The organism is Megasphaera coli, assembly GCF_900095855.1.
GTDB lineage: Bacteria > Bacillota > Negativicutes > Veillonellales > Megasphaeraceae > Megasphaera > Megasphaera massiliensis_A.
Genome location: NZ_FMIY01000002.1, coordinates 160,333 through 181,103, shown reverse-complemented (window position 1 = coordinate 181,103; position 20,771 = coordinate 160,333). Strand labels below are relative to the sequence as shown.

Here is a 20,771-nt window from a genome sequence, read left to right as displayed (position 1 = left end):
AACACCGGCATTTTTCAAATATTTTTCCCATTTTACCGCCCTTTTCCATGGATTTGTACAAAAGAAAAAGAGAGAAGGAAAATTTGCCTCCTCTCTTCATAAAACTATTTTTTTGCCAAGCCGTCCTTCTCTTCGTCGGAAGACTCCGTGAGGCTTACCTTTCCTTCACTGTTTTTCTTGCGTTTTTCTATTTCCGCATCCCGCTTGGCCGGCGTCATGACTTTAATTGTAATCTGCCCGTCGCCCTTAATAATATAAGGCGTGTCAAGGACGGATTTGACATTACCCTCATCGTCACCGTCTTTGAGGAAGTCTTTCTTCGGCTTTACGAGGTCCTCATTAGGCTCGACCGGCTCTTTCCCTTCCAGTTTCACCTTGGACGACTTCGTCTTGCCGTCGTTGACCATGCTGACGTTTTGCTCCAAAATCTCGATGACAATTTGATCATTTGCGTCTTCCGCCTCGATTTTTTTCTTCAAATCGGTGAAATCCTTATATGTCCGCAGACGCTCAATGATTTCATCGGTCAGGTTGTAGCGCTGCTTTTCAATGAGGTACGGCAGGGGCGTGATCCCGCCGCCGCGCACTTCAAGAATCATATCGCCTAAGGGCTGATCTTTCGGCACGGTAAAGGTCATATCCCGCACTTCATCTTCACCTCGGTAGGGATGCAGCTTCACTTTGAAGTAAATCGTGTCTCCCGGGCTGACCACGACAGGCGCCGCCGTCGCGTCGACAATGCGCGCCGACTGCTTGGCCTGTGTCAGAGACACGTCCATGGCGACGGACAAAATGGGATAGTCGATAAATTCGTTATGCTTTAATATGTCAAGGACATTGTACAATTCGTCAATCGATTTCTCGTTAATATTATCTTCCGAATAGTACATGTTGTGCCGTGTAATATCTTTTTCCCTGCCGTCGGCCGAGCGAATAATGTAATTCAGCGTCGCCGTGCCGCCGCCTGTACGGTCAATCGTCTTGTTGACCGTATTGTAAACGCTCGTCGAAGCAAGAACCGGCGTCAGCTCGTTGTCTTCAATGATCTTAACGTGCTTTGTCGCCGACCGTCCCGTATCCTTGTCATTCACGGTAACCGTTACGGGAATGCCCGGCGAAACTGCGCCGAACTCGCCGGCAATGCCGGCACCGCGGTCCTGATCGACCTTGCCCACTTCGGCGCCGATGGAGCCGAGTTTGAAGGAGCTCTTCAAGTTATTGACAATGGCGAAAATGTAGGCGTTATGCATGAAGTAATTGATGCTGCCCTTCTTTAGGAAGGGATGTCCGAAAGCGACGATGTTCTTGTCGTCCACGTACGTGACCGTGCCGATGGCGCCAAGCCGCATGTCGCCGTCCACAAAGGCCGCCGCCACGGAGCTGCCCGCCTCCAGCGGAAAAACGGTGCCGTCGTCACCGGCTGCAGCCGTGTCAACGGGCTCGAAGTTATAAGCCTTGAGCTTTTCCTTCATCCAGTCCATGGAGACGGGCTCAAAGCCCGACGCCATGATGGGCGTTGCAATGGGAATGAGCGACGTTTCGCGCGCATTGAACGCCGGAATTTCTTCCTTCGTCGGGTCGTTCCAAAGCTTCACCATATCCGCAATAGGCGTAATCATGCCCATGCGCGAGTTGGTAAAGGACCAGCCGTAGGCAATGGCACCGACGAGCTTGCCGTCAATGTAGACGGGACTGCCCGACATGCCCTGTGCAATGCCGCCGGTCTCTTCCATAAGCGGCCCGGAAAATTTGGCCAAAATCAAGTCGCCCGACGGGCCGCCGTTTTTCATAATTCCCAGTACCTCTACGGGAAACGTCTCTATTTGTCTGCCGTGAACAACGGTTTTTGCATATCCCGTCATGCCCGGCCGGATCTCGCCGACCTGCATGAAGGTCTCGGCCATAGCCGAAGCCGTCGCCATACTGCAGAGGATTGCCGTCACCGCCAGGCGGCGGAGATATCCTAATTTTTTCATTCTCTATTCCGTTTCTACAACAAGGGCCGTTTCACCGGCATTGACAGTGCTGCCCGCACTGACGGCAACGGATTTGACGACGCCTGCCGACTGCGCTCTCGCTGCGGCCATGGGGCCGGTCAGCGTATTGACCGTAAGAAGGACGTCCCCTTCCTGCACGGTCTGCCCTACGGCGGCAACGGATGTAACCGTACCGCTCAAGACGGATGTATATGCAACTTCCGCAGCACTCACGGGCATTGCCATCAAGCCCGTGAGTCCTAAAGCGGTTAAAAATCTTCTCATCATTTTCATGCTGCTCACCTCTTTAAGAATCATAAAAACTGTCCTGAAGCCTGTCCATTTCGGACAACGCCTTGCCGGCACCGTTAACGACGGAGTAAAGCGGGTCGTCACACAAATATGCGGCCATGCCCGTCGCTCTGGCAATAAGGCGGTCAAAGCCGTCCAAAAGGACACCGCCGCCCGTGAGGACGATGCCGTGGTCGGCAATATCCGCCGCCAGCTCGGGCGGTGTCTTTTCCAAGATGGAGACGACGGTACGTACAATGCGCTCCAACGGCTCTTTAATGGCCCGGCGAATTTCCTGAGAATCAATGTCCGCCTGTACGGGCAGTCCCGTCTCCGTACTTCTGCCGCGCACGTCGGCCATGAGGTTGCGCCCGTCCGCAATGGCCGTGCCGATAAGCATCTTCAGCTCTTCCGCCGTATGAAAACCCACGGCAATGGACTTGCTGCGCTCAAGATAACGTATGACCGCCTCGTCGAAGGTGCGGCTGCCGATGCGCAGAGATTCGCTGATGACTACGCCGCTCAAGCTCAAAATGGCGACATTTGTCGTACCGCCGCCCATGTCGATGACCATGGAACCGTTCGAAGCGGCTACGTCGAGGCCCGCGCCGATAGCGGCGGCCAAAGGTTCTTCCATAACGACAATCTTGCGGGCTCCCGCCTGCAAAACCGCTTCCATGACGGCGCGCCGCTCCACGTTGGTTACACCTGACGGCACGGACACGATAACCCGCGGCTTACACAACGAATACGTGCCGACGGCTTTCTGAATATAATGGCGCAATATATATTCCGTTGCGTCATAGTCGGCAATAACCCCGTATTGCAGAGGATGATAGGTATGTATATTCCGCGGCGCCCTGCCGAGCATGGCCTTCGCCGCTTTGCCGACGGCAATGATCCGATTTTCCTTAATGTCGACGGCAATGACCGCCGGCTCGTCAATGACTATGCCGCGATTCTTTACGTATATAATAATATTCGATGTCCCCAAGTCTACGGCCATGTCCGTGCCCAGCCAACGAGCCGGCGACAGGTACCGCAGCGGCGACATGCGTCTTTTCCTAGTTCTCTTCGTCAACCCGGATTCGGACAATGTCTGCACCCAGCCTTTGTAATTTTGCTACAAAATTGTCATAGCCTCTGTCAATATGATATAGCGAGCCGATTTCCGTCTGCCCCTTGGCAACGAGACCCGCCAGAACAAGAGCCGCACCGGCACGCAGATCCGTAGCATTTACACGGCCGCCTGCCAGAAAGGGCATACCTTCCACAAAAGCGCTGCGCCCTTCGATGCGAATTTTTGCGCCCATCCGTTTAAACTCTTCTACATGCATAAAACGGTTTTCAAACACCGTTTCCGTAATGACGCTGTTGCCGGTACAAATCGTGGCAAGAGCCATAAACTGCGCCTGCATATCCGTCGGAAAACCCGGATAGGGCAGAGTCTTAATATCAACCGGGCGCAGGGGCTTACGGCCGATGACGCGAATGCCGTCAATATCCTCTTCCACCATGGCACCCGCTTCCTTGAGCTTGGCAATGAGCGGTTTCAAATGCTCCGACAGTGCATTTTCCACATACACGTTGCCTTCCGTCATAGCCGCGCCGACCATAAAGGTCCCCGCTTCGATGCGGTCGGGAATGACGGAGTGATCCGCACCGTGCAGTTCTTCCACGCCTTCAATGCGTACCGTGTTCGTGCCGGCCCCGCGAATGTTGGCGCCCATACTGTTCAAGTACGTCGCCAAATCGACGATTTCCGGTTCTTCCGCCGCGTTTTCCAAAACCGTGCGGCCTTCCGCCAGAGACGCTGCCATAAGAACGTTTTCCGTCGCGCCGACACTGGGGAAATCCAAATAGATGCGGGCGCCCTTCAAGCCGTTCGGCGCCTTCGCTTCAATGTCGCCGTTGGTAAGATCGATTTCCGCGCCCATGGCTTCAAAGGCCTTTAAATGCAAATCAATAGGACGGGCGCCGATGGAACAGCCGCCGGGCAGGGAAATCTTCGCCCTGCCGAGGCGCGCCAATAAAGGCCCCATAACTAAAAAAGAAGCGCGCATGCGGCGCACCAGGTCGTAAGGCGCAACGGAAGAAGTGAGGTTGCCGCCGTCCAACACGAGGGTTCCCTTACACGGATTTTCTATGGTAACACCCAAGGAGTGAATGACATCGCACACCGTATGAACATCGTCGAGTTTGGGAATTTCCGTCAATGTGCTCTTTGACGGCGCCAACATGGATGCCACAATAATCGGCAATACGGCATTCTTCGCGCCGCTTACGCGAACCGTACCGCTAAGCGGCTTACCGCCGCGAACAATCAGTTTCTCCAACTACCTTGCCTCCCAGCAATGTGATACTCACGTATTTCAATTATCATGAAAGTGCTTTCCGAAAAGTTACCGTTATCAGCATAATTGCTAACAGCTATTGTATCATAAAAGAAAAAAAACGAAAAGACGCCCAAAGAGGTATCAACACTCTCTTCAGGGCGTCTTTCATGATGGGATCATGTTCATCAGGTTGCGATTTTCCGACTACATCATGCTTGCATAAATTTTTTCCAGGTTGTCTTTCATCCGGTCCATATAGGTGGCGCCGTCTTTATTGCTTTCCATCGTGTCGATAATTTCCACTTTGGCGCCCACTTCATTGGCCAAGGCGCGCGATACGGCAGGGCTTACCATTTCTTCTGCGAAGATGGTGGTAATCTTGTTTTCTCTGCAATATTCCGTCAATTCGGCCAATTTCTTCGGACTCGGTTCGCCTTCGGCAAAGACATCTTCCACGCTTTTTTGCATCAGGTCAAAGTCACGGCAGAGATAAGCAAATGCGGCATGCCCCGTCACAAAATCGCGGCGATGCACGTTTTTAAACTTTTCCGCGTAGTCGCTCTGCAATTGCTTGAGCTGTGCCGTGTATTCTTTGGCGTTATTCATATAATAGTCTTTGTTGTCCGGATCCGCTTGGGCCAGGGCGGCGGCGATGGTGTTGATTTCTTTTTCCGCGCATGCCGGGCTGAGCCACGTATGGGGATCGAATTCACCGTGCTCTTCCACTTCTTCAGGATCCGTATTTTTAATGGCGTCTACGTCCTTGGCCGCTTCCACCTTGACAAGCTTGTCGTTCTTAGCTGCAGCCGTCGCCTTTTCCTGCCACGGCTCCATGCCGAGACCGTTATAAATAAAGACATCCGCCTTTGTCAGCTCCTTCATGACCTCTGTCGACGGCTCAAATCCGTGCGGCTCCGTACCGGCCGGAATGAGCGTCACTACGTCGATCTTGTCCTTGCCGACAGCCTTGGCAAATTCCGCCATAGCGTCAAAGCTGGCAACGACCTTGAGCTTCTTTTCTTCTTTAGCCGCAGCCTGATCCTTTCCCGTCGTACCGCAGCCGGCCAGCAGTGTTACTGCCAATACGGCACCGAGTGCTCCCGTCATCCATTTATTCACATTACCCTCTCCTTTAGCAAATGCGAATCATCCGCATTATTTTTCTTCAAGAGTATCACGGGTGATAATGGCTGTCAATCTTATGAAAAAATGCTGATGTAAGCAGATTTTCCTGATTTTACCTCACTTAAAGGTTCGCCCTGCCTTCAAAGATATGCGTATACGTGCGGCAGTCCGTATCCGTAAAGACGTTGAAGAGAACCTGCAGCGACGTCCGTTCTTTGACAAGCCAGTCCGTTACGGTGCGTACGGCAATGTGCGCCGCTTCTTCCGACGGATACCCGAAGACGCCCGTTGAGATACAGCAGAAAGCAACACTGCCGATCTTCTCTTTTTTGCAGAGATTGAGCACATTCACGTAACAGTCCTGCAAGTCCTTGCGGCTCGCTTCCGTCGGCACATGACCGCCCACAATGGGGCCGACTACGTGAATGACGTACTTTGCCGGTAAATTGTAACCCTTGGTCAGCATGGGCACGGCCGTCGGCGAGTTGTATTCATTATGACTGAAGAGTTCACCCGCTTTTTCGGCGCATTCCGCACGCAGCTGCACGCCCGCAGCCGAATGGATGCAATTGTCAATGCAGTTGTGGAGCGGCACGAAGCAGCCGAGCATACGCGAATTGGCCGCATTGACAACAGCGCCTACGGCAAGGCGTGTAATATCACCCTGCCAAAGGTAAACTTGCCGGGCCCAGTCCTCTTTTCTGCCGAACTCGTCCGCAACAGGGCGCAAATCCGCCGGCGACAGAATGCCCTTTTTCCGGTTTTCTTCCCGTAAATATTCGTCCTGTATGGCCAAAACGGCTTTGTCGGCTAAGCGGGGCGGCCGCACATTCATCAGAGCACGCAGGCGATTCTTCTTTTCGTCCTCACTTTCCCCTTCCCCTTCCAGGCCGTGCTGCAAATACCCTTCTTCATTCATGAAATACGCAATAAGCTTGTCCAGGCGTTCCTCTTGTGTCATGCCCCGTTCCTCCTCCGCTATCTTCAACTGTCTTTATATTATTATTCATAATGGGTCCACATGCGATAAACAATAACAGTGCCCTCATATATAGTTTTGTCCGATCCTTTATACGGTACTCCCGTTATTGAATATACAAGACGGTGTTTGACATTAATCCGCCGCAAATACTTCCCCGACAAGCTCCCTATTAATTTTTCATAAGGAGGCGGCGTTTGAAAGGGGTTCACTCGAATTGTATTTAATAATTGCCTTGCCTTTTCTTCAAGTTTGGCCGCTTTCAAATGAAGTTTGTCTTTTTGAGCCGCCTTGGTAAATACAACGTAATACATTACCACGCCTCATCAGGATTATATGCCTGCATATTTTCTATAGCCTCCTTATCGCCTTCCAATATGCTTTTCACCATGCCCGGAACAGACTGCAAATACAGCGTTTCCTTAATTGTACGCCAATCATCTTCCGACAACAAAACGGCATTTTTCCCTTTTGTATGAGTAATCGTAATAGGTATATTATATCCATTTACTTCCGTAATCAATCTATACAGTTCTTTCCTCACTGTCGTAGCGTTTATGGTCGTTCCTTCAGCCATGTTACCGATCCTCCTTTATTATTTTTTATATTTATTATATGGGTACGTTTTCACGTACGTCAAGCTTTTTCCCGCAAAAAAAGAACCCGGTATCACATATAGCAGTAATACCGGATCCGTAGTCCAAAACCTGAGCGCTTACTTAAAATTCAAAGCGCAGGCCCGTGTTAAAGCGATATTTCATCTTTATATCGCCGCCGAAGCTGCGTTCCGCATCAAAGTAGAACAGCTTATTATCTTCAAGGTGTATATTCGTGCCGAGGCCGATGACATACCACGTACCGCCCAGGGAATGGTTATCCGTAAAGACAATGTCGTCGGAAATACGGCTTCCCGTATCTCCCAGGAAATCGTGAAGGATCGAGGCCTTGACGTAGAAACGGCTCAGGTCCTTGCTGCCCGTATGGATTTTCTTGCTGAGAACAAAGCCTAAGCGGCCGACGAGGCTGTCCGTATTATCTTGTCCGACCTTTGCGCCGTTACGGGTGGTATAATCATCTCCCCATAAATAGCTGTACGTAAGCTGCACCTGAGGTTCAACAGCCCAATTTCCGGCAAAGACCTTCTTCCGGCCGTATTCGGCGCTGATAGAGGTACCCCAGTTGCGGAACCGGCCGCTGTCACCGTACACGGTAGTGTAATCCGAATCAATGCGGCCGACCTTGGCAACTAAATCCAGATAATGACCGTGTTTGCGGATGTTCGTACCGTAGAAGGAAAAGTCGGTCATCTTTTCCGAGCCGCTGCCGGCGGTGTAGTCCGTATGGCCCCAAAGATGCTCTACAGCCCCGCCGTAGTACCAGTAGCCAGAGTCCTTTGTTTCCTTCCGAAGGTCAACGCCGAGCTGCATCATCTTATAGTTACCCCTGAAAACATGACGGCCGCTCTCGTTAAGACCCATGTTATGAAAGCGTACCCACATTCCTTCATTCTGCTCATTGTAACGCAGTTCGCCCAGCCGCTTCAGCAGGGTATCGTCGCTACGCCATAAGGCTGCAGCCGCATGATAGGCCGTGCCCGGTACCTCTCCGTTCGGGTTGACGGGCTTGTCATTGGTGCCGTCTGCGGTGAGCAGCCAGTTATCGTATCCTGCGTACGGTCCGGACGAATCGGTTTCCTTTTTGACAATGAGGTTCTTATTGTAAATTTTCTTGAAGTTTTGAACCTGCACGGATTGGTTCACGTTAAAGAGGGAGCTGCCTTGAGCCGTCGTGGCGAAGTAAAGCTTGCTGTCCGTCGTCATGCCGTTTACGCTGCTGTCGGAAGTCAGCGTTATCCGGTGAGTACCGCCGTTGCCGCCTGCGGCGATAAGGTAGTCGCTGCCCGAGCCCGAACGGTACGTATCCACCGCGTTATCCTGATATATCAGATCCATCAGGAAAGTGCCCGTGCCGTTCAGATTGTTCACGCGGAGCTTTTCCGCCGCGCCGGCCAGGGATACGACGGCATCTGCAGAACCTAAGTTCAGGCTGCCGGCCTCACTGTCGGCCGCAACATTCCAGCGGGACGCATCGGCGACGGTAATATCGCCGCGCCCGGTCGCCGCGCCGGTCCAAACGCTGCCGCCCGTGAGCCTTATATCAGCAGTTCCCGCCGTTACGGTCAAATTACCGTTCCACGTGGAGCCGCCGGCAAAACTGGCCTTCATTTTACCGTCAAAAGCGAGACTGTTGTGATATACCGTCGTGCCGTTGCTCATATTACCGGTCATGACGGACCCGTTATCTACGGTAAGGTTCAGGATGCCGTTGTTGATCACATTTCCCGTAAGGGACGATCCTCTTCCCGTATAATTCGCATTGAGCGTGTTGTCCCCTTCGGTCTTTATATTCCCGACATGTGCCGTATGCTCACCGGTCAAGTTCAAGTTGACGACATTTTTGTCGTAAACGGTCCATACCCACGGACTCGAACCGGAACTGATGCCGATTTCGGTTCCCGTAGAGCTTACATCTCCCGTGAGTGTTCCGTCGGCACCGGTAAAATTGACGTCAATCGTGCTGGCACCTGTTTGTGCGGCGATATTCCCCGTCATTTCGGCGTTTTTACCGGAAAAGTCGGCAGTAATCGCGGCATTGTCCTCAGGGAATCCGGAAGAATCCGTATTATTTATGACAGTCTTCATATCCCCCTTGACGATTGCATTTTTTCCGGACATAGCCAGCCGAATCGCGCCGCCCTGCATTGACTCAAGACCGCCTTCCACCGTGCCGTTGTCGCCGGAGATGAGAATATCGGTGGTTCCTTTTTTGCCGGCTTTTACTGCGGCCTCCGTATCTAAATAGGACCGGCGCAAGGAAAAATTATTTCCCGCAGCATTAATTGTAATTTTCCCGGCTTCATTCAGTACGTCGCCGCGAATATAGGAATCATGGCCGCTCATATTCAACACGGCTTCACCGCCGCTTTCAATTTTGATTGCATCTTTCGTAAACACGCCGCCGCCCATACCGTCGGCCCTCGTATTAAGGTACGAACCGTCTCCCGTCATATTTGCAAGGAAAGACGTTCCCGTACCGCTAAGAGCTATGCCGCCGTCTATCTGCACCACACCGGAAGCCCCTTTGTTGACAGTCATTTTGCCGGTGCCGGTAAAGTGCCCTAAACGAACGGCAGGCTCTGTATCTCCTTCCACCGCCGCGATCTTCACCGTGCCGTCCGTATCGGGATTAATGTCAATATTTCCTCCATCCCCGTCAACAGTACCTGTCACGTCCACCTCTTTTGCATTCAGAGTAACCGTAAAGGTTTCCCCCGCCATTCCTTTGCCTGCAAAAATGGAATCTCCGGAAGAGGCTATTTTGATTTTGTCGGCACTGATGGAGACACCCTTTCCTACACCTGCCCCTCCCAAAATGGTCATGATAGAATTGCCTACAGCAGGCCTGCTGCCGTCAGTAGCAATAGTAACGGTACTGCCTTCACCGCCTTTAACGGTAACACCGCCGCCGTTATCCACAATACCGTATCCTGCAGCAGTGGAGCCGATCGTCAGATTTTTAAAACCTTCAATGGCGGCTGTCCCGTTTCCTTCCGTAAACACGGCATCATCATGTGACGTGACGCTGATATCACCGGTCGCCTTAATGCGTGTCGTACCCTCGCTGATGATTCCCTTATCTGTCCATTGATTGCCCGCAAAATCCGTATTGATCGTAATGTTTTTGGCATTTACATCGGCATCCCTGATGGCAGCCCCGTCTCCCCGGGAATCATCCGTCCAGTTGATGACCAAATTTCGGTCCGGATGATCATAAGACTGAAAATCACCCTTTGACGTGTCACCGCGGCTGCTGCTGACCATTTGATTTGTCAAGGTATCCGTGTTCGTAACAGGATCATAGTCTGCAAAGACGGGCCGTCCTTCTCCTGCCAGCGCCACCAGACTGCAGAGCCCCAGTACAATTAACTTCAGCTTAACCTTCTCTTTGTGTTTCATGCCGGATTTCCTCCTATTACCCGTAAATTAAGTGAGATATATTACACTTATTATCCTGATTTTTGTTCTTTAAGTTAACTTTTCTAACAATATAAATTATTTTGTGTGAAACCGGCATTGTTTCATCATAGATAGATTACAGGAAAAATTAGGATTGCAAAAAACACAAAGCGCCGGCAGATCCTGTACGCAAACATTGATCCGAAAGGATCTCCGAGAACAAACAGAATACTCCGGCGCTTTACTTATACATGTCTATAACTCGCTCGATTACGCTTCTTTACAATGAGCTTTTTTCAAACAAATATCGCTTCATATTTCCGACAAGGCTTCGTTCATGTAAAAAGAGCTGCGGGCAAGGCTCGCAACTCTCTCCGGACAACGCTTAGTCCCAAACGGTCTGCATGATTTTTTTATACGCTTCTTCCATGTGCTGGATAATGACATCGAAGAGAGCCGATACTATTTCACCGTTCACTTCTTCGTCGCTGATATAGCACACGTCCAGGAGGAGAGCCCCTTCTTCGTCAATACAATACTTGAAGGATTTGTACATGCGGTTGTATTCGTTAATCAGTTGGTACAGGGCCTTCTCGTTGGTCTCCTTCAGCACTTTGGGTGCTACGAGAACGCGAATACTTCCGTATATCGTATCGTCAAGGACGAAAATCATCGGCAGCTTGGCTCCTTCCGCCTCGATAAACGTCCGGAAAATAACGGTATGCAGCTCGTCGTCATGCATATCTTCCATTTCAAAAGCTTCTATCCCGGCTTTTTCCAGATACGCTTGAAAAGCTTCGGCTTTCTTATTCATCTGTACATCACTCCATTCTTAAAACGTTGCTGAACCTATAAGCAAGTATACATTTTCTGTCTTTTATTATACAGAGAATAAGAATGGCTTGCAAAACAATCGCTATACGGATATTCGATGACTTTTACCGGTGGCATAATCAATTTCGATACCCGGTTGATGATTGTAAACATATACATTAAATTTTATACCGGCGCCGTCGTCTTCAACGGACAGAGCTTCCATCTGAACGCCCGAAGCGACGAGGTTTTTCCCTTCAAAGACGGGCGTCACACGATAGAGTACGTGACGGTGCGTTTCCTTGATATAGTCGGCGACCATATTCTCAAAGGGCAGCATGCCCTCCACGTTGAGATAACGTGTACCGGTGATTAAGTTTTTCGGATTGGCGTTTTCCGCCGTCAGCTGGTAACCGATAAGATGGCAGCGGTTGTAAAGGTACTTGCCGTCGACGTTGTCGTACTTGACGGTCTGCCAGCCCGACGGCTTGACGGAGCCGATAGGGCCGCGCTTCTTAGTGGGCATGAGATCCGTGCCGATGTCGGCAAAGGCCGGACCGCAGCGTCCGAGGGGATCGAGGTCACTGTAGCGCTCGACGGACGTCGTCGTCATGTCTTCTTTCGTAAAGGACGGCTCATTGTTGTTAATGACGACGTACGGCCTGCCGTTAAAGGCCGGTACGGATGCAAGGTCGACGACGTTTCGTCCCCGCTCGGTCCGTGCACTTTGAAGTGCCGGCGCAGATGCCGTATCGGCAGGCTTGCCGCAAGCCGACACTGCAAGGGCGCAAATTGCGACAATAACGAGGGCAAGCCGTTTGCACATCGCACTCATCGCTTATACACCTCTTCCGTAATCTTATCGTGCGAAGAGCCGACGAAGTCGCAGCTTTCCGCCAGGTACCACGGCGCTTCGCCGACAGGCAGGTCGAAGTAAAAATCGCCCGGATAAGTGCGGTTCCACTTGTAGAGCGTGACCGAGTCGACGGCATCCGCCAAGGGGAGCAGCGACGCCGCCTCGACGAAGCAATAGGCGCCCCGGTTGGCTTCGACCAAAAAATTTTCTTCCTCGTGCAGCATAATATCACAGCCGTCGAAGAGCTCCGCCGAACAAGGGGCGATCCACAGTTCACCGCCGCACACGACTGCAATCCGCTCATTCATAACCCGGTCCCGGCTCTGCCGGCGGCCGTTAAAGAGCATGCCCATCCTGTCATCTACTGCCGCTATAATATGCATCCGTTTTTCCTCCTGCCGTCTCTCTAGTACGCCATCGCTTCTTCCGGCGTCAGCCAGTAATGAATGCCCGTCGTCGAATCGTGCCAACGGTCTTCATTAAAATTCTTCACTTCCACCCACCGGCCGACACGATAAATAAAGTGCGGGTCGACGAGAGACATGGCATCTTTATAAGCCGTCTTGCCGTCAAAGCTCTTGATACTGAGCACCTTGGCCTTGTTGCAGCGGCACGATCGGGCCGTCGCGGACGTACGCTTCGCATCGGCGGGGATAAGGATCTGCACGAGGAGGTCGTTGAAGCACTTCTTATAGCCTATAAAGGCACCCTTTTCCGGGCAGTAAAGGCGAAAGAATTTTGTATTTTCATCATCCGTGATACCGTCGAGGCGCGCTCCTTCCAAGTTGGCTTCATATAAGTCGGCACCCTCGATATGAGCGTCGTGCAAATCGCAGCCGCGCAAGGCGGCGCCTTTGAGGTCGGCATCGCGCAGGTCGGCACCGACAAAGGTGCAGTCGACACAGCGTGTATTGGCAAGACTCATGGCCGTGCAGTCGGCGCCGTCGAAGCACACCCGCTCCAAATCGGACCAGTCCAGCTTGAGGCCCGACAAATCCCGTCCCGACAGATCGAGATCGACAAGGCGCGACTCGGCAAGATCAAGTCCTTCCCGTTCACCGCGGGAAAGACGTGTCAGCCGTTCTATATCATCCATGGACAGTGCTTTCATCGTATCACTTCTTTACAGAAATTTTATTTCTTTATACGCCGGTTTGACGATCCAATTACCCTTACTGTCCATAATACCGTAAACGCCCTTCGACTTAACGACAGTTACACCGTTCAGGAACGGCATTGCCGCCGTCAGACTGCCCGGCTGCGCGCTGTAAAGGACAGTACCTTCCGTATCGATAATGTGATAAATTCCTTTTTCATCAACCAGCCACGCATACTTTTCGACACCGAAAAGACCTATCTCCGACTTTTCCGGATATTCCGCAATAATCGTCCCCGTCTCTTCATCAACAAAAAGTTTTCTCTTGTTTTTCGTCAAAACGATTCGGTTCGAGCCGTGGAACGTAATGTTGTCATAGGCGAACGGGGACATCTGCATCCCGTCGATAAGATTGAAGACGGCATATTTCCCCTTTCCTTTGTCTTTTATAGCGATAAGGCCTCCCGCATCATCCCAAACCCCGGGAGCAATATCATAATTCCCCGGCTCAATGATATATGCCCCCTTGCGATTCATAAAGCCGAGTTTACCTTTATTTTTGACGAAAGTGCCGTATGCCGTAATCGGCCATACTTCATCATTCTTGCTGTCGATGACGACAGTGCCGCTCCGGTCGATGTAACCGCGCTTAACGCCGTCATAAGAAAGTGTAAAACCGTTATATATGCCGTAATAATCGTCATATATGCCGTAGTAACCGCCGCCTCCTACGACATTGCCGAGAACGATTCCGACAAGGCCGCCCCAGTTAAGTTTATGTACATTCCGGCGATACTCGGCCAAGCCGTCGTGATAGGCGAAGAGCTCGTCGTACGGGGCGGCAAACAGTTCCTTTCCTGTCGTATCGACGGCAACTTTCTTGCCGTCACCATTCTTCACAAAGGCAATTCCTTCGCTGAAGGGGGCAAGGACTTCTTTATAAACGGGACCTATCTTCACATTGCCCGCACTATCTTTAAAACCGTACTTTCCTTTTTCTTTGAAAGGCGTCAGATCATCTTCACCGTCTGCATGTACGGCCGGCGCAGAAGTACCTGCAGGCAAGGGATTGCCGTTCTTGTCGATGAGAACGGGAGTTTTCTTTTCCGTCGCCCAAAACATGCCGGGCACTCCGGCGGAGTCGAGTTCCTTGTACTTCGGAGCGATCAGCACGGAGCCGTCCGTTCCGACGAGTCCCCACTTGCCTCCGTCTTTGACCTTCGCCAAAATGCCGGCATTATAATTACCGTAAAAACTGCGCACAGTCTTTGTCAGGCCTCGGGGCATGCGGTGGGACTTCATGTTCGGCAGGATCACGTCCCCTACGCCGACGCCTGTAAAAACGCGCGCTTCTTTCCCCGAATGACTTTCACGAGTCTCATATGACGTGGTTGAAGTTTCCGTCGAGACCGTAGAAATCTCTCTGTGTACGCTGCCGTAGGCCGTTGCTCCTTCTTCAGCCTGCACACAGGCCGTAATGACCATGCTCAGCGCCAAGGCGCTGATGATACGTCTTGCTTTGTATGATTTCATCTTTTTCCTCTCCGTGCCGTTATTCCGCATTAAAAAGCGGCAACGTTTCCAAATAAACAATATCGTTTCTCTCACAGGCATTTCCCTCGGCGAGGATGGCCGCCCGGCCTATGATCTCAGCACCCGCCTTGCCGGCCAGTTCCGCCAGGGCCTTCATGGAGCCGCCCGTGCTGATTACATCATCCACGAGAAGGGTCTTCTTTTCTTTAATAAGAGCCACGTCCGTATCGGTCAGACAGAGAATCTGCTTGCCCTTTGTCGTAATGGACTTGTCTTCGACGATGAGGGGATTTTCCATGTACGCCTTAATATCCTTGCGTGCCACAACGTATCGGTCCATTCCCAAAAGGCGTGCCATCTCGGCCGCCAAAGGAATACCCTTGGTCTCCGCCGTCATGAGAATTTCCGTATGCGCCGGGATTTTTTTGACCAGCTCCCGTGCCGTCTTTTGCGTAAGTTCCGTATCGCCCAAGATGACGAAGCCCGCAATGGCGAGCGTATCTGTTACGTTGAGAATGGGAAGCTGCCGCACGCAGCCCGCCACGTGAAGTTCATAGTATTTCTTTGCCAACTTGCACACCTCATTGTCCGCCGCAAGGGCGATACTTAAATTTTTAAATCGATAATGGCCGATACGCCGACTCCCTGAATACGGGACGCACCGCTCGGATTCGCGCTGTCTACGGGGACGAGGCCCTTGACGCGGGCAATGTTGTTGAAGCTGCCCTCCACCTGGGCGACGGCCTTGACCCGTTCCACCTCGGCCGTAGGCCCCGTCACCTGAGCGGCGCCGACGCGGCTGCCCTTGCCGAGGCTGACAATGGGAACGACCTTGGTCGCGTAAGATGTGTCCAAATTATTTTGCTTTAACAATTTATTCAAAAAGCTGTTGATCGAATCACCGTATTTGTCGACGACAACGCCGATGGCGCCGCCTTTAATGACGCTGCCGAGGCTGAAAGCCTGCACCTGCGTACCCGCACCGGCCGCAAATGCGCAAACGGAAAACACCGTCACTGCCGTAAGCAATCTCTTTTTCATCCAATCCCTCCTCATAGTATATACATGGACATTATAGCAAATAAGCGGGCTCTTAGGATAGTCAAAGCGAATGAACGGTTCTCCTGACGGGCGACGCGTTTTATACGTGAACATCAGGCCGTGCCGCAGAGAACGAATAAAATGCGTCTCCCATACCCGCACTTGGCAGAACACCACGACTACATAAATTTGTTCCTCTAAATACCTTTACATATAGTATAATAAAAAATAAAATAGTCCAAAGCAGTCATGTCGAGACAAAAATAATATACTCGGTAAGAAAGGAGATAGTTTTGCCAACTGAACAAATCGGTAGCATCTCCATATTGGTAATTAAGGTATTAGGCCTTTCTTGCCCTGTTGATACCCCCATTTTATTGGGTGATACAAATACTGCTCACATGAATAGCCGCCATCCTAAGGATTATGCTACATATTCTAAATTCATCCCGGAGATTTTGGAGAAACCGGACTATGTACGTTTAGATTCTAAAGACAATTCTATTGAGTATGTAAAAAAAAGATCCTGTCACTGAAAAATTCGTAAAGATTGCTGTCCGGAAATCAAAAAGCAACGTATATTTTGCACGCTCTATTTATACACTTAACAGCAACAGAGTACAAAACTTCATTGCCAAAGGTACATTAAAAAAGGTTTGACAAACAATTCTAACACTCGTATACTATAACTGTAAAAAGAATTTGAGGACGGAACAGGCAGCCGTCGCCGGAGGGTTTATACCCAATTAGGAGATGTAGGAATGTCATCCTACCAAATTCTTGACAGGAAACCGGGTTACAGTAATGTAGCCCGGCTTTTGTTTTATAATCAAAATCTATTAAAATACGACAGCTCTTACGTTCAGCACGCCGTCTTCGGAACGGTTTCCCTGACGGGCGATGCGTTTTATACGTGAATATCAGACCGTGTTGCAGAGACCGAATAACATGCATCGCCCATACACGCACTTGACAGGATAAAAAATACCGACAAGTCACTCGGCCTCATCGGTATAATCATAAACGCAACAATTTTAAAACAGCATATATTAAAATCAGATTAGAAACAGCTAAAATCCCACTCGGTAAAACCGATCTATGCTATACTTGCAATAAGATAGCAAGCGTGTCAGGCTCATCAATCCTCCAAGGATTGGCGGTGATAGCTATGGATATCTATAAAGTACTATCTTTGATGATAGCTTTCGGTGTCTTGGTTGCCACTATAATCATGGCAGCTCGTTAACAGCGAGCCCATGAAAACGGGCCCGACATTAACGTAACGCCGGGCCGTTTTTTCAAATCTCTAAATTTTGGAGACGAGCTTGGCGGTACGAAACGCTTGCTGTCTCTTTTTGTATTATACACAATTTTACAGTCATTGCAAAATTTAATTTATAATCGCCGGAACAGTTAGGCACAAACCTGCCTGAACGGTTCCCCCAACAGGCGATGCGTTTTATACGTGAACATCAGGCCGTGCCGCAGAGAACGAATAACATGCATCGCCCATACCCGCACTTGGCAGGATAGGGTTATAGGACAAAAAGACAGGGGCACTCTCATCAATTACCTGATAAGAGTGCCCCTGTCTTTTTGAGTAGTATCGGCTTCTTCGCCGCTAGTCATCCACTTCGCAGCGAAGCACATTGCCCGTTACGGCATCGATAGCGAGTTCATATTTTACGTTGCCGACTCTGCAGTCGACCTTATAGATCGGCAGGAAATCCTGAATAACCGGTGCAGATTGCACACCTCCTGCCGGCATTTGCTGCGGTTGTCCGGCCTGACCGTCTGCCGGCTGCGGCGGTGTCGGCGGCTGCAGCTGTCCGGCTTGGGTATCTGCATTCTGTGAAGCGGGCATTCCTTGTCCGGAACCGCTTTGCTCATTCTGCAATACCTTATCCTTATGTCGGCCGTCTCTTTCCCTTTCTTCATGTGATCTGTCTTTTTTATCCTTATGTTCTTTCTTGTGATCCTTCTCTTTATCACCATGTCCGCTCTTATCGCTCAAAGCAATCTTGCGGAAATCAATCCCGCTCCCGTCCGCGCCGACAGTTTTAGCGGTGATCTCCTTCACCTGATCCTCGCTGATCAAGGTCATGCCCCGCTGCTGTGCCTGGTTGGCGACCATCTGTGCTTTGGCCTGCCGTACTTCCTGTTTTAACGCTTCTTCCTGTTGATACTGGTACCATGCACCGCCGCTCAGGGGTATGGCGCAGACGACCAACACTGCGGCAAGCCGTTTAAAATTTCGTTTTGTAAAAATTTTATCAGCCTTTTCTTTCACCGTATTTACCATTTTTTCATTATTCATGATATTACCTCCTTCAGCCCTTCGGGCTACATTTGTAAACTTTTGATGGTCTCAGTATATTCAAAAGGATTAAACAAAAAATAAACGGGAAATAAAATAATTCATAATAATTTCATTTGTCTCTGTGCGGGTATCTATAAAGGTTGTATTATATAATAAATACAAGAAATAAAAGTGAAAGAAGGTGCAGTATGAACATACGATTACGTGATTTTTCCGTACGGAAGCGCCTCTTTTTAGCCAACTTTATGATGGTCGCCGTGCCCGTATGCTTACTCATGCTGATCGGCGGCCTTCTCCTGGCGGCGCTTCGCTTCTCCGGTACGGCACAACAGGATATACTTACGGCTCTATGGCCGGAAAAAGGCTCGGCCCTGACGGTTCAATATGCCGTCAGCTCACTTCGCGTCAAGGCGGAACGCAAGGGGCCTCCCAAAATAAAAAATTTTATAGAAGCATGCCGCCTCCTGGAAGCGCTGGGAATCGACGTCGTCGTCACTCAGGACGACAAAATCTATTACGCTTCTCCCAATGCAAACAGCACCGCCGTTGCGGAACGTATCCTTCACAAATACGGCTCCAACCCGTCCGTTATGGTCTGGGACGACGAAGGTTTTACCTTCTCTTACATGTCACCTCGAAGCCGCACCGTCGTCATGGCTTCGGGAGCCGTCCCTTTCCTGGCCAAGGACATGATCCCCGGCAATGATATGAAAGAGCTTTGGGAAACGGCTTTATATGCTCTCCTGGCCATAGCCGTCATCTTGATCGTCGCGCTGGGACGTTATCTGTCCCGGCTCCTGTCACGACAGATCCTGGAACCGCTCTCGTCGCTGCAAAAGGCGGCAGCCGAAGTCCGCAAGGGTAACCTGGACGTACCCGTAGAAATTGAAGCGCGCGATGAATTCGGCAGGGCCTGCCAAGACTTTGAGCTGATGCGGCAGGAATTGAAACGGTCGCAGGATGAACGGGAAAAATACGAAAAAAACCGCAAGGAACTGATTGCCGGGATATCCCACGATCTGTCAACACCGCTCACTGCACTGAAAGGATATGCCGGCGGTATCCTTGACGGCATCGCCAATACTCCCGAAAAACAACGTCATTACACGGAACAAATCTACCAGAGTGCCGATATTCTGGAATCCCTGGTGGACAGCCTTTTCCTCTTTTCCAAGCTCGATTGGGGACGCGTTCCCTTCCATCTTGAAAGAGTGAACATTCGTGACTATTTCATTGATTTTACGACTGAACAACGCCCTTTCTATGCCGAAAAAGGCCTGGACCTGACCTTGAATACGAGCGGTTTGAAAAAAGATACATTTATACAGATCGACAGAATGCAGTTTCAGCGTGTTATTGATAATATTTTCGGCAATGCCGTCAAATATATGGACAAAAACCGGGGTACTATGGAGATCAGCCTGTATTCCCGGGGAGAGCGGCTTTTTATTTCCTTTGCCGATAACGGCCCCGGCGTCAATGAAACCGATTTGCCGAAACTCTTCGACAGCTTTTACCGTACCGATCCGGCACGGAGCAACGTCCGAAAAGGAAGCGGCCTGGGACTGGCCATTGTCAGACAGATTATCCTTGCCATGAACGGCACGATCCGCGCCGAATCCGCTGCCGGCGGCGGTCTGACCATTATCATTGATTTACCGCTTGATAAGGAGCACTAAGATGAAAAAGATATTGATTGTAGAAGACGATACGGCGATCGCCGAATTGGAACGGGATTATTTGGAAGCTGACGGCTTTGCGGCTCATATTGCCGCAGACGGCACAAAGGGACTGGAGTTGGCGCAAAAAGAAGCCTATGACCTGCTTCTCCTCGATGTCATGCTGCCCGGCGCGGACGGTTTTCAAATCGTCCGTGAAGTACGCAAAGAAAAGGATATCCCCATTCTCATGGTATCGGCACGGCGTGAAGACGTCGACAAAATTCGGGGCCTCGGCCTCGGTGCCGATGACTATATTATCAAGCCTTTCAGTCCCGGCGAGCTCGTAGCCCGCGTCAAGGCACATCTCACACGGTATGAGCGCCTGACCGGGAAGAACGGCGGCACGAAGACGACCTCCCTCCGCAGCGGTGATCTGGAGATCCGGCCGGAAGAGCATCGCGTCTTCGTCGCAGAAAGGGAAATTACATTGGCAAATAAAGAATTCGAACTGCTTCTCTTTCTGGCCAAGAACAGGGGCATCGTTTTCAGCAAGGATACATTGTTCGAACGGGTCTGGGGCTTTGATGCCGTCGGCGATACGGCAACCGTCATGGTACATATTAACCGGCTCCGTGAAAAGATAGAACCGGAGCCGTCCAAGCCGATTTACATTGAAACGGTTTGGGGCGCCGGCTATCGCTTCCGGTAAAAATAACAGCTCGTAATAA

General features: G+C 50.8%; 20 protein-coding genes. 3 read left to right on the top strand and 17 right to left on the bottom strand.

Features of this window, described 5'->3' with window-relative positions:
• Nucleotides 1-104 precede the first annotated feature (104 nt).
• The 16 genes from BQ2674_RS01290 to BQ2674_RS01215 all read right to left on the bottom strand — a co-directional run bounded on the left by BQ2674_RS01290 (nt 105) and on the right by BQ2674_RS01215 (nt 16,062).
• Nucleotides 105-1,976, bottom strand: a complete 1,872-nt coding sequence (locus BQ2674_RS01290) for a SpoIVB peptidase S55 domain-containing protein (RefSeq protein WP_083222281.1) — start codon at nt 1,974-1,976, stop codon at nt 105-107.
• A gap of 3 nt (nt 1,977-1,979) precedes the next feature.
• Nucleotides 1,980-2,270, bottom strand: coding sequence for a biotin/lipoyl-containing protein (locus tag BQ2674_RS01285; RefSeq protein WP_075572070.1), 291 nt, complete (start codon nt 2,268-2,270; stop codon nt 1,980-1,982).
• A gap of 13 nt (nt 2,271-2,283) precedes the next feature.
• Nucleotides 2,284-3,321, bottom strand: a complete 1,038-nt coding sequence (mreB, locus tag BQ2674_RS01280) for a rod shape-determining protein (protein ID WP_075572069.1) — start codon at nt 3,319-3,321, stop codon at nt 2,284-2,286.
• Between the two features lie 10 nt (nt 3,322-3,331).
• A complete protein-coding gene (gene murA, locus BQ2674_RS01275; RefSeq protein ID WP_075572068.1) occupies nt 3,332-4,603 on the bottom strand; it encodes a UDP-N-acetylglucosamine 1-carboxyvinyltransferase in 1,272 nt (423 codons plus the stop codon).
• A 204-nt stretch (nt 4,604-4,807) separates the two neighbouring features.
• A complete protein-coding gene (locus BQ2674_RS01270) occupies nt 4,808-5,710 on the bottom strand; it encodes a metal ABC transporter substrate-binding protein (protein WP_075573316.1) in 903 nt (300 codons plus the stop codon).
• Between the two features lie 139 nt (nt 5,711-5,849).
• Complete coding sequence (locus tag BQ2674_RS01265; RefSeq protein WP_075572067.1) at nt 5,850-6,689, bottom strand: protein-ADP-ribose hydrolase; 840 nt, start codon at nt 6,687-6,689, stop codon at nt 5,850-5,852.
• Between the two features lie 41 nt (nt 6,690-6,730).
• Nucleotides 6,731-7,021 carry a Txe/YoeB family addiction module toxin gene (locus BQ2674_RS08725; RefSeq protein ID WP_075572066.1) on the bottom strand — a complete coding sequence of 97 codons (291 nt, stop codon included), beginning with the start codon at nt 7,019-7,021 and terminating at the stop codon, nt 6,731-6,733.
• Nucleotides 7,021-7,284: a type II toxin-antitoxin system Phd/YefM family antitoxin gene (locus BQ2674_RS01255; protein ID WP_075572065.1), complete on the bottom strand. Its 264-nt coding sequence runs from the start codon at nt 7,282-7,284 to the stop codon at nt 7,021-7,023. The genes BQ2674_RS08725 and BQ2674_RS01255 overlap by 1 nt, the downstream gene beginning before the upstream one ends.
• Before the next feature lie 142 nt (nt 7,285-7,426).
• Nucleotides 7,427-10,723 (bottom strand): autotransporter outer membrane beta-barrel domain-containing protein, encoded by a 3,297-nt coding sequence (locus tag BQ2674_RS08460; protein ID WP_205407602.1) that lies wholly within the window; start codon nt 10,721-10,723, stop codon nt 7,427-7,429.
• Between the two features lie 385 nt (nt 10,724-11,108).
• A complete protein-coding gene (locus BQ2674_RS01245; RefSeq protein ID WP_075572064.1) occupies nt 11,109-11,537 on the bottom strand; it encodes a YbjN domain-containing protein in 429 nt (142 codons plus the stop codon).
• Nucleotides 11,538-11,639: 102 nt separating this feature from the next.
• Nucleotides 11,640-12,371, bottom strand: a complete 732-nt coding sequence (locus BQ2674_RS01240; protein WP_075572063.1) for a DNA/RNA non-specific endonuclease — start codon at nt 12,369-12,371, stop codon at nt 11,640-11,642.
• Nucleotides 12,368-12,775: a hypothetical protein gene (locus BQ2674_RS01235; RefSeq protein ID WP_075572062.1), complete on the bottom strand. Its 408-nt coding sequence runs from the start codon at nt 12,773-12,775 to the stop codon at nt 12,368-12,370. The genes BQ2674_RS01240 and BQ2674_RS01235 overlap by 4 nt, the downstream gene beginning before the upstream one ends.
• Nucleotides 12,776-12,798: 23 nt before the next feature.
• Entirely contained in the window at nt 12,799-13,503 is a 705-nt protein-coding gene (locus BQ2674_RS08685; protein WP_075572061.1) for a pentapeptide repeat-containing protein, read from the bottom strand.
• Nucleotides 13,504-13,515: 12 nt separating this feature from the next.
• On the bottom strand, nt 13,516-15,021 hold the full coding sequence (locus tag BQ2674_RS01225; RefSeq protein ID WP_075572060.1) for a WG repeat-containing protein: 1,506 nt from the start codon (nt 15,019-15,021) through the stop codon (nt 13,516-13,518).
• A gap of 19 nt (nt 15,022-15,040) precedes the next feature.
• Entirely contained in the window at nt 15,041-15,592 is a 552-nt protein-coding gene (locus BQ2674_RS01220; protein WP_075572059.1) for a phosphoribosyltransferase family protein, read from the bottom strand.
• 35 nt (nt 15,593-15,627) lie between these two features.
• The gene (locus BQ2674_RS01215) at nt 15,628-16,062 is read right to left on the bottom strand and encodes a hypothetical protein (protein WP_075572058.1); all 435 of its coding nucleotides are present in this window, start codon (nt 16,060-16,062) and stop codon (nt 15,628-15,630) included.
• A 293-nt stretch (nt 16,063-16,355) separates the two neighbouring features.
• Between BQ2674_RS01215 and BQ2674_RS08545 the strand changes: the two genes are divergently transcribed.
• A complete protein-coding gene (locus tag BQ2674_RS08545; RefSeq protein ID WP_316244726.1) occupies nt 16,356-16,598 on the top strand; it encodes a PBECR3 domain-containing polyvalent protein in 243 nt (80 codons plus the stop codon).
• Nucleotides 16,599-17,683: 1,085 nt separating this feature from the next.
• Here the strand turns inward: BQ2674_RS08545 and BQ2674_RS01205 are convergent.
• Nucleotides 17,684-18,379: a hypothetical protein gene (locus tag BQ2674_RS01205; RefSeq protein ID WP_075572057.1), complete on the bottom strand. Its 696-nt coding sequence runs from the start codon at nt 18,377-18,379 to the stop codon at nt 17,684-17,686.
• A gap of 191 nt (nt 18,380-18,570) precedes the next feature.
• Here BQ2674_RS01205 and BQ2674_RS01200 point away from each other — a divergent pair, with 191 nt between their 5' ends.
• On the top strand, nt 18,571-20,061 hold the full coding sequence (locus BQ2674_RS01200; protein WP_075572056.1) for a sensor histidine kinase: 1,491 nt from the start codon (nt 18,571-18,573) through the stop codon (nt 20,059-20,061).
• A gap of 1 nt (nt 20,062) precedes the next feature.
• The gene (locus tag BQ2674_RS01195; RefSeq protein WP_075572055.1) at nt 20,063-20,752 is read left to right on the top strand and encodes a response regulator transcription factor; all 690 of its coding nucleotides are present in this window, start codon (nt 20,063-20,065) and stop codon (nt 20,750-20,752) included.
• Nucleotides 20,753-20,771: the final 19 nt, after the last annotated feature.